The organism is Arthrobacter sp. FX8 (genome assembly GCF_026723805.1).
Lineage (GTDB): Bacteria > Actinomycetota > Actinomycetes > Actinomycetales > Micrococcaceae > Arthrobacter.
Genome location: NZ_CP113505.1, coordinates 1,681,719 through 1,697,667 on the forward strand (window position 1 = coordinate 1,681,719; position 15,949 = coordinate 1,697,667).

Consider the following 15,949-nt stretch of genomic DNA (forward strand, 5'->3'; position numbering starts at 1 on the left):
TAAAGAGTACGACGCCGGTCCCCCACCGAAAGAAGGTGAGGAACCGGCGTCGTCATTACTTAGGTGAGGCGACCACCAGCGACAGGCGGGGGTTATCCGGCAGCGCGCGTAAAGGGGCCCCGCGCCCCGACCAGCGACAAAGCCGCCAAACGAGGCGCGGGGAATAGCGTGCAGAGGATCAGCGCCGCCAGGCGCCCAAAGAGGACGCGAGGAGGGTGTTACCAGCCGCGTTCGGCGAGGCGGTGCGGCTGGGGGATCTCGTCGACGTTGATGCCCACCATGGCTTCGCCGAGGCCGCGGGAGGCCTTGGCGATGACGTCGGGGTCGTCGAAGAAGGTGGTGGCCTTGACGACGGCGGCCGCGCGCTGGGCGGGGTTGCCGGACTTGAAGATGCCGGAGCCGACGAAGACGCCGTCGGCACCGAGCTGCATCATCATGGCCGCGTCAGCGGGGTGGCGATGCCGCCGGCGGTGAACAGGACGACGGGCAGCTTGCCGGCGGCGGCAACTTCCTTGACCAGTTCATACGGGGCCTGCAGTTCCTTGGCCGCGACGTAGAGCTCGTCCTCGGGCAGGGAGGACAGCCGGGCGATCTCGGAGCGGATCTTGCGCATGTGTCCGGTGGCGTTGGAGACGTCGCCGGTGCCGGCTTCGCCTTTGGAGCGGATCATGGCCGCGCCCTCGTTGATGCGGCGCAGGGCCTCACCGAGGTTGGTGGCGCCACAGACGAAGGGAACCTTGAAGTTCCACTTGTCGATGTGGTTGATGTAGTCGGCGGGGGTCAGGACCTCGGACTCGTCGATGTAGTCGACACCAAGGGACTGCAGGACCTGGGCCTCGACAAAGTGGCCGATGCGGGCCTTGGCCATGACCGGGATGGACACGGCATCAATGATCTGGTCGATCATGTCGGGATCGGACATGCGGGACACGCCGCCCTGGGCACGGATATCGGCCGGAACACGCTCCAGCGCCATGACTGCCACGGCACCGGCGTCTTCGGCGATGCGGGCCTGCTCGACGTTGACGACGTCCATGATGACGCCGCCCTTGAGCATCTCGGCCATGCCACGCTTCACGCGGCTGCTGCCCGTGACGCTGTTCGCGGACGAACCGGCCTCGTTGCTTACATCAGGTGTAGACACAAAAACCCCTATGGGTAGACAGATGATCTTCGCCGGGCATGCGGCGGCAGCTGCCGGAGGTGCACGCACGGATTGCCGGGTCGCTTGACCGGGCACTTATATACTAGTCCCCCGCCGCACGGCAGGCTTAATCATGTCTAATCTGCGGGCGTGGGCTCTGCCAATGCCTGCCGGCGTACCGAGACAACGCGCTGAACGACGGTGATGAGGCTGGCCGCCGCCAGGAGGACCAGTGTGACCAGGAGCACCACCGGCGGGAGGCCCAGGCCGGTCAGGCCGGTCACCACCAGGATGGATACCAGGCGTTCCGCCCGCTCGGCGATCCCCACGTTGGCCGTGAAGCCCAGCGACTCCGCCTTCGCCCGGGCGTAGGAGACAACCATGCCCAGGACAAGGCAGAGCAGGGCGGCCACGGCGATGGCCATGTTGTTGCCGCCGGTGAAGAACCAGACGGACACCCCGGCGAAGAGGGCACCGTCGGCAACCCGGTCCAGGGTGGAGTCGAGGAAGTTCCCCCAGCGGCTCTTCACACCCTGCATCCGGGCCATGATGCCGTCCAGGACGTCCGAGAAGATGAAAGCAGTGATGAAGAGCGTGCCCCAGAAGAGCTGCCCCAGCGGGTAGAAGCCCAGGCTTCCGGCCGCAACACCTGCAGTTCCGAGGATGGTTACCGCATCCGGGGAGACACCGATCTTCAGGAGCCAGCGGGCCAGCGGGGTGAACAGTGCGGTGAAAAAACCGCGGGCATGCCTATTCAGCATCCGACTCCCCGGGCCAGGCTTCGGCCACTTGTCTCCGGACCTCGTCAAGGGTCTGGGTGATGGCCTTGGTTTGGGCGATGATGGGGAAGAAATTGCCGTCCCCGCCCCACCGCGGAACGATGTGCTGGTGCAGGTGCGCCGAGATGCCGGCTCCGCCCACAACCCCTTGGTTCATGCCCAGGTTGAAGCCGCCGGGATTGGACACCTTGCGCAGGACCCGCATTGCCGTCTGGGTTAGGTCGGCAAATTCGGCGGTTTCTTCGACCGTGAGGTCCGTGTAGTCCGGAATATGCCGGTACGGACACACCAGAAGGTGCCCGGGATTGTAGGGGAACAGGTTCAGCACCACGTAGCAGGTCCGGCCGCGGTAGACGATGAGCGCCTCTTCGTCGGTGCGGGCGGGGCCCACGCAGAACGGGCAGTCGTTCTCATTCTTGAACTGGTGCTGCCCGCCCTTGATGTAGGCCATCCGGTGCGGAGTCCACAGGCGCTGGAAGGCGTCGGGGACACCGGCGAGGGCGAAGTCGTCGGTAACGCCGGCATCGCCTGGATATCCTGCGCCTGTGTTCTCCTGCACTGTGCTGCTTCCGTTCGCTAGCTGGTCCGGTTGCGGACGGCGTCGGTGATCCGCTTGACCGCTTCCGACACGGGCACGCCGTTGTCCTGGCTGCCGTCGCGGAAACGGAAGGAAACGGCGCCGGCCTCCGCGTCGTCGCCGCCGGCGATCAGCACGAACGGGATCTTGTCCTTGCTGGCGGTGCGGATCTTCTTGGGGAACCGGTCCGAGGACGTATCCACCTCGGCGCGGATGCCCTCGGCCTTAAGCTGGTCGACGACGTCGAACATGTACTCGTTGAACGCCTCCGCCACGGGGATGCCCACCACCTGGACCGGAGCCAGCCAGGCGGGGAACGCGCCGGCGTAGTGCTCGGTGAGGACGCCCATGAACCGCTCCACCGAGCCGAAGAGCGCACGGTGGATCATCACCGGCCGCTGCCGGCTGCCATCGGCGGCCTGGAATTCCAGTTCGAAGCGTTCGGGCAGGTTGAAGTCCAGCTGGATGGTGGACATCTGCCAGGTGCGGCCCAGTGCATCCTTGGCCTGCACGGAAATCTTGGGGCCGTAGAACGCCGCTCCGCCCGGATCGGGCACCAGCTCCAGCCCGGACTCCTGGGCCACCTCGGCAAGGGTTCTGGTGGCTTCCTCCCAGGTGGCGTCGTCGCCCACGTACTTTTCCGGGTCCTTGGTGGACAGCTCCAGGTAGAAGTCGTTCAGGCCGTAGTCCTTGAGCAGGTCCAGGACAAAGGTCAGGGTCTTGGTGAGTTCGTCCTTCATCTGCTCGCGGGTGCAGTAGATGTGGGCGTCGTCCTGTGTCATTCCACGGACGCGGGTGAGGCCGTGGACCACGCCGGATTTCTCGTAGCGGTAGACCGATCCGAATTCAAACAGCCGGAGGGGCAGTTCACGGTAGGACCGGCCGCGGGAGCGGAAGATGAGGTTGTGCATGGGGCAGTTCATCGGCTTCAGGTAGTAGTCCTGGCCGGGCTTGCGCACGGTGCCGTCCTCGTTGAGTTCGGCGTCCACGTGCATGGCGGGGAACATGCCGTCCTTGTACCAGTCCAGGTGGCCGGAGACCTCGTAGAGGTGGCCCTTGGTGATGTGGGGGTGTAGACGAACTCGTAGCCGGCCTCGACGTGGCGCTGGCGGGAGTAGTCCTCCATCTCCTTGCGGATGATGCCGCCCTTGGGGTGGAAGACGGGCAGCCCGGAGCCCAGTTCGTCCGGGAAGGAGAAGAGGTCGAGTTCCGAGCCGAGCTTGCGGTGGTCGCGGCGTTCGGCCTCGGCAATGCGCTCCTGGTATGCCTTCAGCGCTTCCTTGGTGGGCCACGCGGTTCCGTAGATGCGCTGCAGCTGCTGGTTTTTCTGGTTGCCCAGCCAGTACGCCGACGACGAACGGGTCAGCGCGAAGGCGTTGGAGATCATCTTGGTGTTGGGCAGGTGCGGGCCGCGGCAGAGGTCACACCAGACGGTGGTGCCTTCCTTGCGCTCCACGTTGTCGTAGATGGTGATGTCACCGGCGCCGACCTCGACGTTCACGCCCTCGCCTGCCTCGGCAGCGTCGTTCTTCTTGCCGAGCAGTTCGATCTTGTAGGGCTCGTTCTTCATGGCTTCGCGGGCCTCGTCCTCGCTGACCACGCGGCGGACGAATTTCTGGTTCTGGTTGACGATCTTGAGCATCATCTTTTCGAGGGTCTTGAGATCCTCGGGGGTGAAAGGCTCGGCGACGTCGAAATCGAAGTAGAAACCGTCGGTGATGTAGGGGCCAATGCCGAGTTTGGCGTCGGGGCGCAGCTGCTGCACTGCCTGTGCCATCACGTGGGCGGTGGAGTGGCGCAGGACGTTCAGGCCGTCGGGCGAATCAATGGTTACGCCTTCCACCTCGGCGCCTTCGGGCAGTTCCTGGTCCAGGTCCTTCAGCTCGCCGTTGACGCGGGCCACAACAACATCACGGCGCTCAAAGAAGAGTTCCGCACCGGTTGTCCCGGTAGTCACCTTGGTCTCTTCGCCATCGACGAGAAGGGTGATCTGCTGGGCATCTGACACGGGTGTCTCCTATTCAAAGTTGAGGCTTCATAGCTTGTGGCATACGGGGACCACAGCCAGCCACCGTCAATGCTATCGGTTCCGGTTGAGCCCACCAACGCGGCGCACAGCACGCTCACCCGTTAAAGCCGGTAATCGCCAGCGTCCTGCTGATGCCGTCCAGGGGATGCGGGCCGTCCTGGGCAGCCGCAGGCGAGGACTCCGGGAAGGGCAGCGTCTCGGTGCGGCTGAGGTCCCAGGCCATGCTTGCGCTCAGGCTGATCCCCCGGGGGCCGGTCCTTCGGGTGGTGCCGCGGATCAGCAGCAGGCGGGTGCCAAACAAAAGTGGCCCTGCACTTTCCTGGGCCTCATGGAAGAAGACCGAATCAACGCAGCCGGTGCCGTCGTCGATGCTGATGAACACCACCCTCCGTCCGCCGCGCATGGGAGGGGTCTGGGTTGCCACCCGCACCCCGGCCACCAGCACTTCGGTCCCGTTGCGCAGGCTGAGGAGTTTATCGGCTGTGGTGACGCCCAGCTTTTCCAGCAGGGGACGGTGGCTTTCCATCAGATGGGTGCTGACATCGACGGCCATGAGGTCCAGTTCCGCCCGGACGTTTTCCACCAGCGTGGGGGCTGGAAGCCCGGGCTTGATGTTGCGCAGTTCAATATCGCCCAAGGGTAGGGACAGCTGTCCCTCCAGGATGTCGGCGCCTTTGCGCGCGCCAGTGGCTGACTGGAGCTGCTGCAGGTGCTGCACCAGGTCGGCCCGGTTGGCTGTTCCCCCGGCTTCCCGGCGCAGGGCATCAAAGGCTCCCAGCTGGGCGAGCCGCCTGATGCTTGGCTTGCTGAGCCGCGAGCGCGCGCGGAGGTCTGCCAGTGAGTCATATGGCTGGCCTGCCACTATCCGCTTCAATTCGGCTGCGGACAGCCCGTAGATCCCTTTCAGGCTGATCCGGATCCCCAGCCTGCCGGCGTCCTGGCCGGACTCGATCCGCTCCACCCGGTATTCAGCTTTGCTCCGGTTGATGTCCAGGGGAAGGATGGGTATCCCGAGCCTGCGGGCTTCGGCCACCAGCAGCCGTTTGGGATACATCCCGGGGTCGTGCTCCCATAAGCCGGCAAGGAAGGCTTCCGGGTGGTGTGTCTTAAGGCGGACTGGTAGGTGGGGACGGCGAAGGCAGCACCGTGGGCTTTGCAGAAGCCGAAACTGGCAAACGACTTCAATGTCCCCCATACCTTGTCCACTACTTCGGGGGTGTATCCCCTGGCTTTTGCATTGCGCCGGAAGTATTCCTCCACCCTGGCTTCACCGTCGTCGCTGCTCAGCGCCCTGCGGAACTCGTCGGCTTTGGCAAGCCCGCAGCCGGTCATGATGTCGAGGGTTTTCAGGATCTGTTCGTGGAACACCGTGACCCCATGGGTTTCCTGCAGCACAGGTTTAAGGTCCGGGTGGGGGTAGACCTCAGGGGCGAACCCGTGCCTGTGTTCCAGGAAGGGCCGCACCATGTCGGATTTCATGGGGCCGGGACGGAACAGTGAAATATCGATGATGAGGTCGTTGAACTCCCGGGGTGCCATCTTTCCAATCAGCTCCCGCTGCCCCGGGGATTCAATCTGGAAGCAGCCCAGGGTGTGCGTGCTCCTGATCAGCTGGTATGTCGGTTCGTCGTCGAGGGGAACGGCGTTGAGGTCGATCCGGCCGTCCCCGGCGATGTAGTCAGGGCCTGTTCCGTCAGGTCCTGCCGGGTGCCTTCCTGCCTCCACCACGTCCTTCTTGCTGGGGTGGATGCGGATGATCTCCCGGACTGCGAAGGCCATGGCGCTTTGCATGCGCACCCCCAGGACATCGAGTTTGAGCATGCCCATGGGGTCCATGTCGTGCTTGTCGAACTGGCTCATGGGCAGCCCCAGGCCGCTTGGCTGGACCGGGGTGCGGTCCAGGAGTGTGGCATCGCCCAGGATCACTCCGCACGGGTGCATGGAGATGTGGCGGGGCAGCCGGTCCAGGCGTTCGGTCAGGTCCACCAGGAGGTCAAGCTGCTGGTTCCCGTCCGTGTCGCGCTGCTCCACCCGGCCGGCGAACTCCCGGAGTTCGGGCTTTTCCTGCAGTGCTTCACGGAACTTCCGGGCGGAGAAGCGCCACAACTGCTTGGCGATCTCCCCCACCTCGCCGTCGTCCATGCCCAGCGCCAGCCCGGCGTCGCGAACTGCCCCCGGGCCCGGTACCCGTTCTGCATGCTCATCAGGGTGACGCGCTCCGGGCCGAACCGGTCAAAAATCCTGTGGTACACGTTGTGGCGTTCCGCGCTTTCCACATCGATGTCAATGTCAGGGAGGGTGGCCCGGTCGTTGGAAAGGAAACGTTCAAAGATCAGGTCATGCTGGAGGGGATTCACATGGCTGACCTCGATCAGGTAGTTGACCAGGCTTGAGGCTCCTGAGCCCCTGGCGGCCGCCCGGACCCCCATGTCCTGGATCATGCGGGATACCTCCGCCACCGTCAGGAAATAGGCGGAGAAACCCAGGTTCCGGATGATGCCAAGCTCATGCTCCAGCCGGGACAGCATCTCCTGTTCGGGTTTTCCTGAGATCCCCGGGAAACGCCTGCCGATTCCCGCATGGCAGCGCTGGATCAGTTCGGCGTGCGGATCCTGGCTGATCCCAATAACCGATGCTTCCGGAACCACTGGCTGCTTCCACCCCATATCGGTGCTGGGGTCGATCCGGCAGAGGTCGGCGAGCGCCTCTGTTTGCGCCATCAGCTGTTTGAGGTCTGCTGCACCGTAACCGGCAGCGGAAATGATTTCCTTTCCCAGTCCCAGCATTTGTTCGGAGGTTTTCAGCCAGCCCTGCCCGGTGGGCTGCAGGAGCGGTTCACCTGCAAGTTCCGGAAGGGACTTCAGGGTCCGGGCAGAATCCAGGACGTCGGCGGTTGGTGCGCCGTCTGCGGCACAGTACCTGACGGCGTTGGTGAGGATGGCGGGTACGTGGTGTTCCTCTGCGAGCCTGAGCATGCGGACTGCATGTGCGGTGCTGAAGGGAGTCCCCGGAGCGCTGAGCTGGGAGACAATTTCCGCCACGACCGTTCCAGCGGGCATGGCATCCAGCCATTGCTTGAACAGGGTCCGTGGACGCAGGTAGCGCCGGCCACCCATGGCCCGTCCGACGTCGGAATCCGGTCCAATCAGGACGGTCAGCACCGGCTTGAGGGTCTGGGGGTCAAGGGTGCGGGAGGCGAGTTCGGCACGGGTGACCGCGGCGGGCACCGCTCCCCCGGCTTTCCCCGAGGTCCTGGCGTGGGCATCGGAAACCAGCCGGCACAGCGCACGGTACCCGGCACCGTTGTTGTGGCCGCGGGCCAGCACCACCACCCTGCCGGATACCTGTGTGCGGTGATCGCCGTCGTCGTCAAATACTGCAAGGTCCACCCCCACTATGGGGTCGATGCCCGCCGCCATGCAGGCCTTGAGGTGCTTGATGGTGCCGTACAGCCCGTCCCGGTCGGTGCAGGCAAGGGCCGTTGCGCCGTCGGCTGCGGCCGCCATTGCCAGCTCTTCAGGCCAGGAGACACCGTAGTGGGCACTAAATGCCGTGGAAACGTGGAGGTGGGTAAAGCTCATGGTGATGGGAGGTGGGGATTCATGCGGTTTTGGGGCGAAGGCCGTCATGGATCCGCAGCAGCCGCCAACGGCCACTGCGGATATGGCGGGTCAGGTCAAGGGTGAGGGGTTCGGCAACGGCAGGTTCTCCTGGCCCCATCGGGCGGGACGCCACTTTGGCAGGCAGTACCTGGACCCGCCAGATTTCGTGGTCCACCACGCCCGGTCCGCTTCCCAGCGGAGCCCGGGTATCCTCTGCCCACCATTGCCGGCGTTCATACCAGCGGACAGGTTCGGCACAGACGATGTATGACGTTCCTGCCCACGTCAGGGATTCCGGCTGCCCGGAAGCGGAGCACACCACGTCAACGGACTCGCTGAACATGCCCACGTGCGCCTCCCTGCAGCTGCAGATTGTGACCCTTATTCGAATATGTATTCGAACGAATCCAGTCTACGCCGGGGAGGCAGCAAAACATAGGCGGGGGTGGACGGAGCGTGCGGCAGGGAGCAGGATGATGGCATGAGTACCGATGACGCACTCCTGAAGCAGGCAAGCATCAAGACCCAGGACTCCACCCTGGTTGCACGGTTCGACATCGACGGCACCATTCCGGACTCCGGGGCCTATGTGGTGGGCCTGATGGGAGCCTCGCCGGATTATTCCATGCAACGACGGCTGTGCATTGAGTTCATGAACGGGGAGGCAATCGCCTGCTACTCGTTCAACCGGGACCAGGGAATCGAGGAAGACTACGACCTGTCGGGAGTGTCCCACTCGGACAACAGCATTACCGGGAGCTTTCCCGCGACGGCCTTGACCGGGCTGGGGCAGGGCCATGTCCTGTCAGCCTTCAGTGAGGCGGACGGCCGGGAGTTCCAGCACGGGGTGCCGGTGGAGGAAGCCCTTTAGGGCTCCTCCGCCAGCCCCCGGAACAGGTCAGCTGTTTTCTTTGTGGATCCGCAGTTCAAGTTCAATGAACGCGGAGATCATCGCCCGGTAGGTTGCTTCGACGATGTCCGGATCGATGTCCTTTTTCTCTGCGGCGGACCGGACGTGCTCGATGATCCGCTCCACCCGTCCCGGGGCACGCACCTCTGCGTCATCACCCTTGAGGGTCCCGGCGATCCTGATCAGCCGTTCGCGGCGGGCAATGAGGGTGACAATCTGTTCATCCACCTCATCAACGGCAACCCGAACGGCAGCGAGCTGTTCCTTGTCGGCCCGGGCATCCCTATCGTTTCCTTGAATTGTCGCCATCATCTGACAGTATCGAAGCATGGAGCCAAGAGTCGACTTTATCTCCCTCGGAGTCCGCAATGTTCAGGCATCCCGCGACTTCTACGTTGATGGCCTTGGCTGGCCGGTCCACCGTGAGGTTGCCGGGGAAGTGCTGTTCATCCAGGTGAACCACGGCCTGGTGCTGTCCCTGTGGGACGTCCGCCAGATGCAGGCCGAAGCGGGCACCAGCCCTCCCGCCGGCATCCCCTGCATCACCCTCAGCCACAACGTCGCCGGTCCCGGGGACGTGGACAGGGTCATGGAAGAGGCCGCGGAGGCCGGCGCTGACATCATTGCCGAGCCGGTCACCCAGCCGTGGGGCGGCTACACGGGCTATTTTGCCGACCCCGACGGGTTCCGCTGGGAAGTGGCGTACAACCCCACCTGGGCAGTGGACGACGCCGGCAGGGTCACCGTCTGATCCCCGGCCGTACCATGGGGTGCGGCTGCTGGAGCTGGGCTGAAAAACAGGGCTGGGAAAACAGGCCGCTAGAACAGGGCGCTGGAACAGGGCGCTAGAACAGGGCAGCTAGAACAGGGCTTCGACCGGGCGGATCAGTTCGGGCCCGTTATTGCGGACATTGCCCACTTCCTTGCCCACCGACTCCACCCGCCAGTCGGCCGCGGCATTCTTGACGCCGGACCGCACCAGGTCCACGAGTCCGGCGGCGTCATCCGCCTGCGGATCCAGCCATGCCTCCATGGTGTCCCTGTCCATGGGCAGGGGGACGCGGTCGTGCAGCTCCGTCAGCTTCCCGAAGATGGTGGATTCAGACCCCGGCGGAGGCGTGTCTGCCGTGAGGATGGACGTTGAGAGCAGCCAGCGGCCCGGATCCCCTTCGGGAACGGAGGGGTCCTTCCACCACTCGTAGAGGCCGGCGAAGACCAGCCCGTGGTCCGTGCCCGGGTGCACGTAGTAGGGCTGCTTCGACTTCCCAGGTCCCTGCTTCCATTCGTAGTAGCCATCGGCCGGGACCGCGCAGCGGCGGGACTGGACTGCCTTCCTGAACGCCGGCTTCTCCAGCACCGATTCGCTCCGGGCGTTGATCATGCGGGAACCGATTCCGGGGTCCTTGGCCCAGGACGGGACCAGGCCCCAGCGTGCCACGTGCAGCTGGCGCACCTGCCTGGGCGCGGCACTGTCATCCACCAGGCGCTCCAGCACGATGGGGACGGCATCGGTGGGTGCCACGTTCCACGACGGCGGGATGCTCACCTCGCTCTCCAGCTCGGCATCGAACTCAGCCAGCAGGTCCCCCACGGCACGTGCCATTACGTAGCGTCCACACATGGCACCAGCTTGCCACCGCCCGCCACAAACTGTCATCCAGCGCCGTTCCAGGCGTCAGGCACCGGGGAATACCGGCAGCCACGCTACGGTTGACGGTAAGGAAACCTTTCAAGCGACGTATAGGAGATCCCTGTGGACTTCACTCCCGAATCCGGCACCATCACCATGTTCTCCACCACCTGGTGCGGCTACTGCAACCGGCTCAAGAAGCAGCTGGATGCGCAGGGCATCGGCTACACGGAAGTCAACATCGAAGAGGTGGACGGCACTGCCGAACTCGTGGAGCAGCTGAACGGGGGCAACCGTACGGTTCCCACCGTGCTTTTCCCGGACGGCTCCGCAGCCACCAACCCGTCTGCTACCGAGGTCAAGAGCCGGCTGGCTGCCTGACCGGTCCAAGGCGCGGCATCGCCGCAACTTTAGTGCGGGTCATGCCCCCAGGCTGCTGAAGGAAGCAGTTTCCAGGGTGGCATGGCCCGCATATGTTTCCAGCAGGGACCGCTCAACGGCTGCCACGTCAAGGCCGGGCACCAGGTCGTTGGCGGCACCGGCGGTTGCCGGGTCCCAGTCCAGGCCGAGCGCGGCATAGCTGTCGGTGAGGACCTTGCGGATCGGGGCGGAATCCTCCACCACGATGACGGAGCTGAAGAGCCAGCCACCCGAGACCACACGCTGCGCGGTACCCACCAGTTTCACCCGCCGGGAGTTGTCCGCTGGATCCGTTCCATGCACGCTGAATTCACCGGGACAGTACTCGCCGGGGATTTCCCCCACCGCCGCCTGCACCCCAACGCCCCGCAGCGCCTGCGCAAAGAGCTCACCGAAGTAACCGAACCTGGTTTTGGAACCGGCGACGGCGTCCGCGTCCGGTTCGATATGGTCCACCACAAGGGTGCCACGGTGGTAGGCGGCCGCGCGTCCCCCGCCCGCCGGACCAGGGGTTCGAAGCCGTTGTCCCGGCAGGCACGGGCGGCGGCGTCAAAGCCGGGCAGGCGGGTGTCCCGCTGCCCGAACGCCACAGTGGGAGCCGGCCGGTACAGCCGCAGGGTGGGGCCGATGCCGCCGCTCCTGGCCCTGGCCAGCAGCTCCAGGCCGAATTCAAGGTCACGGCCCGCGCCGAGGGACACGTCCTGCCGCACCACGGTAAGCGTGCGGAGTCCTGTACCGGTGTGGTGCATTGTTGCGAAACTCCTGGGTCGGGTGCGGGCAGGCCATCCCTAGGTTACGCCCGACGGCGGCAACCGCCTTAACGAACCCGGCGCCCGGCCCACAGTGCGTGCAGCAGCGGAAGGGACGACGCAGCCATCAGCGCGTTCCCGGCCGCCAGGTCGTCGGCGCGGACGATGGCGCCGGCCACCAGCAGGGCACCGAAAACCACGGCGGAGGCCGCGCGCCGTCCCGCCCGTTCCAGCCGCGCCGCCTGCCGCTCCAGCCGCGGAACAGCCACCTCCAGCGACCCCTCCTCAAGCCGGCCGGCCAGCGCGTCCAGCCTGCCGGGCAGGCGCAAGGCAATACCGGCGGCATCGAGCGCCTGCCGGGCCACGTCCTGCACCACGTTGCCGCGCTCGTCGCGCAGCAGCTGCGCCGCGTAGGGTTCCACCGAGTCCCAGAGGTTGAAACGTTCATCCAGCGCGCTGCACACACCGGAGGTCAGGGACATGGCGCGGATGATCAGCAGGAAATTCTCCGGCAGCTGGAACGGCAGCGAGCGGACCACGTCGCCGAACTCCACCGCGAAATCCCGGAACTCCCGGGGGTCGACTTCGCGGAGCTCGGCAAAGCCCATGCCGCCGAAGCGGGCAAAGAGCTGGGTCATGGCGCGTTCCAGGCCCACGCTGTCCGCCGACGGCATCAGGACGCCGACGTCGTTGATCGCCGCCACGAGTCCCTTGCCGTCGCGGGCGGCTGCTGCGATCAGGAGCTTCCGCAGGCCGCTGCGCGTGGAGGGGGTAACCTCGCCCATCATGCCGAAGTCAATGAACGTCAGTTTCCAGGGGCGTTCGCCTGCGCCTGCACGGACGGGAGTGACGAAAATGTTCCCAGGGTGCGGGTCCGCATGGAAGAAGCCGTTGGTGAACAGCTGGTCGAACATGATGGCGGCAAAAACCGGGGCCACCGTGGCGGGATCGATGCCCGCGGCACGGAGCGCACGGGCATCGGTGATCTTGATGGCCGTGACATCCTCAAGGGTGAGTACACGGCGGGTTGTCCGTTCCCAGACAACTTCCGGTACCGCCACCCGGTCATCACCGGCAAAGTCAGCCGCAAAGCGCTCGGCATTGACTGCCTCGTGCAGGTAATCAATCTCCTGCAGGCTGATCATGGCGAATTCCTCTACCAGGGCACGCATGTCGGCGCGGCGGGAGACGAGCCGGACGTGGCTGAGCCAGCCGGCCACTTTCCGCAGCGCGGCAAGGTCGACGTCGACGATGGCGCCGATGCCCGGACGCTGAACTTTCAGGACCACGGCATCCAGTCCAGTGTCCCCGGCATCCAGGGGGTTCAGGCGGGCCCGGTGGGCCTGTCCCAGCGAGGCGGCTGCAATCGGAGACTCGTCCACGGAGGCGAAAACCTGGTCCGGCGGTGCACCCAGTTCCTGTCCCGCCAGGGCGGCGATTCCAGGGAAGGCCACCGGCGGCACCTCGTCCTGCAGCCCTTCGAGCTCTTTGGTGATCTCCGGAGGTAGGACGTCGAGCCGGGAGGACAGGAACTGGCCCACCTTGATCATCAGGCCCCCGAGTTCCACGGCCAGGTTATGGAACCGCCGGGCAAACTGCCGCATCCTCCGGGAGCGCGTCCGGGCGGCGACGCCACCAAGCCCTATCCGCGGCAGGAACAGCTCAAACCACCACGTGGTTGCAAGGTTCCAGGCGGCGAAGCGCAGGATCCGCCGGTAGCGCCCGCGGTGCTGCCTCAACGGGCGCTGCGGGTCGTCCCTGGCATGGACGATCGACGACACCCGATCAGTCCCGGGCGAGGATGGCGTAGAGCCGGCGGCGGGCCTCGTCCAGCACTGCCACTGCCTGCTGCACCTGTTCCGCTGAACCGGTTCGGCCTACCTGCGCCGCAGCCTGGGCCAGTTCAATCCCGGCCTTGGGAAGGGAAGCGATGCCGCCTCCGCCCATGGAGGCCGCCGGATCCCATGGCGCAGATCCCCGCTGGGCCGCCACCTCCTCACGGCCGGCTTCGGTCAGCGAGTAGATCTTCCGCCCGTTGGATTCCTCGGCGCTGATGGACCCTTCATCGGCCAGCAGCTGCAGCGTGGGGTAGACAGAACCCGCGCTCGGTTTCCAGCTGCCGCCGCTGCGCTCCTCGATCTCCCGGATGATCTGGTACCCATGCATGGGCCGTTCCGCGAGCAGTGCCAGCACCGCTGCCCGCACCTCTCCCTTCCCGGCGCGGGTTCCCACCCGTTTGTCGAAACGGGCGCGCAATTCCTCCACGGCCTGCCACATGCCGTCCAGATTGTTCCCGCCGAATCCCCCTGTGGGGTGTGAAGCACGCATGATGAACTCCTTTGCCGATCGCGAACGATATACAACGATACTCAGCGATATACGCCGCGCACCATACCAGGAGCAAGGATGCTGCACGCGGACACCCAGCAGCCGGCCACCGCCCGCGTACTGTCAGGACGTGCGCAGGGTCAGGATTTGCGCAGGGTCAGGATTTGTTCAGCGCGGCCGAACGGGCCCTGCCGGTCGTGCAGCACGGTGGAGGTCAGCCCGATCCCGTCGCTGCCGAACGACACCGCGTTGTCCAGCCCCAGCCACTCCCCCTCGGGCCTGCGGTACATATGGATCTGCAGGTCCAGGTTGGGGAACGCATAGCTGTCCTTGCCCGGAGGTACCCGGGCGGCAATGCCGTTGGCGGTATCCACCAGACCCATGAGCCGCGGGAAGTCACCGCTGTCCGCCCGGTCGGTCAGCGGATGGTCGGTGCGGAGCCATACTTTCCCGGCGCCCGGCCGGTGCCCTTCGGCCACCCGCATTTCGAGGGACCGGATGTAGCCTCCGGGCCACACGGCGGACCCGTCATAGGGTTTGCATTCATCGGGCCCCGGTATCGCCGCGTCCTCGACGGCGGCCACCCCTGCCGTGTCACTGGTCTGCAGGCGCCAGCCGGTGGCACGGATCGCGGTCCGGCCCCCGGCCACCAGCTCGGCCTGGACCAGTTCGATGGTCCTGCCGGGCCGCAGGGTGGTGGTGTCAATGCGGAACTCGCCGCCGGGAATCAGCCCAAGGATTTCGTAGCTGATCCGGGCCATCCGCATGTCCCCGCGCGGCTGGTGCCGTTCCAGGACATCTGCCATCAACCCGGAAGCGGGAGCCATGTGCTGTTCGTGGGCGTTCCAGGCGCCCTGGGCGTGGATGGTGGACCGGAACAGGCCGCCGCCAAGGTCCTGGTAGTAGAAGTTGCCCCCGGCGAGTTCGGACAGGTCTGCAGTCAAGGCTGGCCCCTTACGGAATTTCAGTGAATTGGCACTAACTCTATCCTCCTGCCGTGGAAGGCACGCTGCGGCAAGGCCACGAAATGTTGGAGGGTGCGGGTGCCAATCGGACTAGACTCAGGAACTGGTCCTGTCAGCAACCCAAAAGAGGTTCCATGCGCGTCATCAGCTATAACCTCCGCAAGCACAAGGCCAGCGGCGAGCTTCTTGCCCTGGCACGGAACCATGACATCGATGCGCTGTGCCTCCAGGAAGTGGATTCCAGCGATCTGCCGGAGACCCTTGGTCCCCTGCACCTGGCCGACGTCACCAAGGGCAACCGGCTGGGGCTGGCCATCTATTACCGCACCACCCGGTTCACGGCATTGGACACGCAATCCTTCGCCTTAAAGAAATCCATGCATGACCGGGTGCTGGCCCCGGCCCATGAGCGGCTCATCGGAACACGGGTGATGGACAACGAAACCCAGCATGAACTGGTGATCGGCTCGTTCCACGCAGCCCCGTTGACCGCATCGAACTCGCTGCGCAGGAAGCAGATCCACGCAGCCCACGCCGAACTGCTGAGCATGGGCAACGGGTTGATGACCCTGATGGTGGGCGACTTCAACTATCCGTTCTTCACCAAGAACCTGGACATGCATATGAAGAACTCGGGGTACGCCCTCTCGCTGAGCAACAGGCGGACCTACACCAGGTACAAGGTGTTCAAGGGTCATTTCGACTTTGCCACATCCCTGGGCCTGGACATCACCAGCGTGGAAACCCTGCCGCGCGGAAACTCGGACCACCTGCCCATCCTGGTGACCGCCGAGTACGGCGAGGGCTACTAAATGA

At 65.1% G+C, this 15,949-nt stretch carries 12 protein-coding genes and 4 pseudogenes; 4 read left to right on the forward strand and 12 right to left on the reverse strand.

Going from position 1 to position 15,949, the window contains the following annotated elements:
* Nucleotides 1-218 precede the first annotated feature (218 nt).
* From pdxS to OUO20_RS07625, 6 genes and pseudogenes are all read right to left on the reverse strand, one after another.
* Nucleotides 219-1,066 (reverse strand): annotated as a pseudogene (pdxS, locus tag OUO20_RS07600) (pyridoxal 5'-phosphate synthase lyase subunit PdxS).
* A 215-nt stretch (nt 1,067-1,281) separates the two neighbouring features.
* Entirely contained in the window at nt 1,282-1,905 is a 624-nt protein-coding gene (gene pgsA / locus OUO20_RS07605; RefSeq protein WP_134164696.1) for a phosphatidylinositol phosphate synthase, read from the reverse strand.
* Complete coding sequence (locus tag OUO20_RS07610; protein WP_018769348.1) at nt 1,895-2,482, reverse strand: HIT family protein; 588 nt, start codon at nt 2,480-2,482, stop codon at nt 1,895-1,897. Before OUO20_RS07610 ends, pgsA begins: the two co-directional genes overlap by 11 nt.
* Nucleotides 2,483-2,499: 17 nt before the next feature.
* Nucleotides 2,500-4,508 (reverse strand): annotated as a pseudogene (thrS, locus tag OUO20_RS07615) (threonine--tRNA ligase).
* Nucleotides 4,509-4,623: 115 nt separating this feature from the next.
* Nucleotides 4,624-8,110 (reverse strand): annotated as a pseudogene (locus tag OUO20_RS07620) (DNA polymerase III subunit alpha).
* Nucleotides 8,111-8,129: 19 nt separating this feature from the next.
* Nucleotides 8,130-8,480 carry a DUF6504 family protein gene (locus OUO20_RS07625; protein ID WP_018769351.1) on the reverse strand — a complete coding sequence of 117 codons (351 nt, stop codon included), beginning with the start codon at nt 8,478-8,480 and terminating at the stop codon, nt 8,130-8,132.
* 132 nt (nt 8,481-8,612) lie between these two features.
* Between OUO20_RS07625 and OUO20_RS07630 the strand changes: the two genes are divergently transcribed.
* A complete protein-coding gene (locus tag OUO20_RS07630; protein WP_018769352.1) occupies nt 8,613-9,002 on the forward strand; it encodes a hypothetical protein in 390 nt (129 codons plus the stop codon).
* Between the two features lie 27 nt (nt 9,003-9,029).
* On the opposite strand, the gene OUO20_RS07635 is transcribed toward OUO20_RS07630, so the two are convergent.
* Entirely contained in the window at nt 9,030-9,353 is a 324-nt protein-coding gene (locus OUO20_RS07635; RefSeq protein WP_043424939.1) for a chorismate mutase, read from the reverse strand.
* 16 nt (nt 9,354-9,369) lie between these two features.
* On the opposite strand from OUO20_RS07635, the gene OUO20_RS07640 reads away from it, so the two are divergent.
* Nucleotides 9,370-9,792, forward strand: coding sequence for a VOC family protein (locus OUO20_RS07640; RefSeq protein WP_018769354.1), 423 nt, complete (start codon nt 9,370-9,372; stop codon nt 9,790-9,792).
* Nucleotides 9,793-9,900: 108 nt separating this feature from the next.
* On the opposite strand, the gene OUO20_RS07645 is transcribed toward OUO20_RS07640, so the two are convergent.
* Nucleotides 9,901-10,662, reverse strand: coding sequence for an SOS response-associated peptidase (locus tag OUO20_RS07645; protein ID WP_081620193.1), 762 nt, complete (start codon nt 10,660-10,662; stop codon nt 9,901-9,903).
* Between the two features lie 132 nt (nt 10,663-10,794).
* On the opposite strand from OUO20_RS07645, the gene OUO20_RS07650 reads away from it, so the two are divergent.
* Entirely contained in the window at nt 10,795-11,052 is a 258-nt protein-coding gene (locus OUO20_RS07650) for a mycoredoxin (RefSeq protein ID WP_268003179.1), read from the forward strand.
* 39 nt (nt 11,053-11,091) lie between these two features.
* Here OUO20_RS07650 and OUO20_RS07655 read toward each other — a convergent pair.
* The 4 genes and pseudogenes from OUO20_RS07655 to OUO20_RS07670 form a co-directional block, all read right to left on the reverse strand.
* Nucleotides 11,092-11,840, reverse strand: a pseudogene (locus OUO20_RS07655) (lipoate--protein ligase family protein).
* Between the two features lie 68 nt (nt 11,841-11,908).
* Nucleotides 11,909-13,621 (reverse strand): ABC1 kinase family protein, encoded by a 1,713-nt coding sequence (locus tag OUO20_RS07660; RefSeq protein ID WP_268003180.1) that lies wholly within the window; start codon nt 13,619-13,621, stop codon nt 11,909-11,911.
* A 4-nt stretch (nt 13,622-13,625) separates the two neighbouring features.
* Complete coding sequence (locus OUO20_RS07665; protein WP_018769359.1) at nt 13,626-14,168, reverse strand: PadR family transcriptional regulator; 543 nt, start codon at nt 14,166-14,168, stop codon at nt 13,626-13,628.
* A 140-nt stretch (nt 14,169-14,308) separates the two neighbouring features.
* Nucleotides 14,309-15,112, reverse strand: a complete 804-nt coding sequence (locus OUO20_RS07670; protein WP_268003181.1) for a thioesterase family protein — start codon at nt 15,110-15,112, stop codon at nt 14,309-14,311.
* Nucleotides 15,113-15,267: 155 nt separating this feature from the next.
* Between OUO20_RS07670 and OUO20_RS07675 the strand changes: the two genes are divergently transcribed.
* Complete coding sequence (locus OUO20_RS07675) at nt 15,268-15,945, forward strand: endonuclease/exonuclease/phosphatase family protein (protein ID WP_268003182.1); 678 nt, start codon at nt 15,268-15,270, stop codon at nt 15,943-15,945.
* The last annotated feature ends 4 nt before the right edge of the window (nt 15,946-15,949 follow it).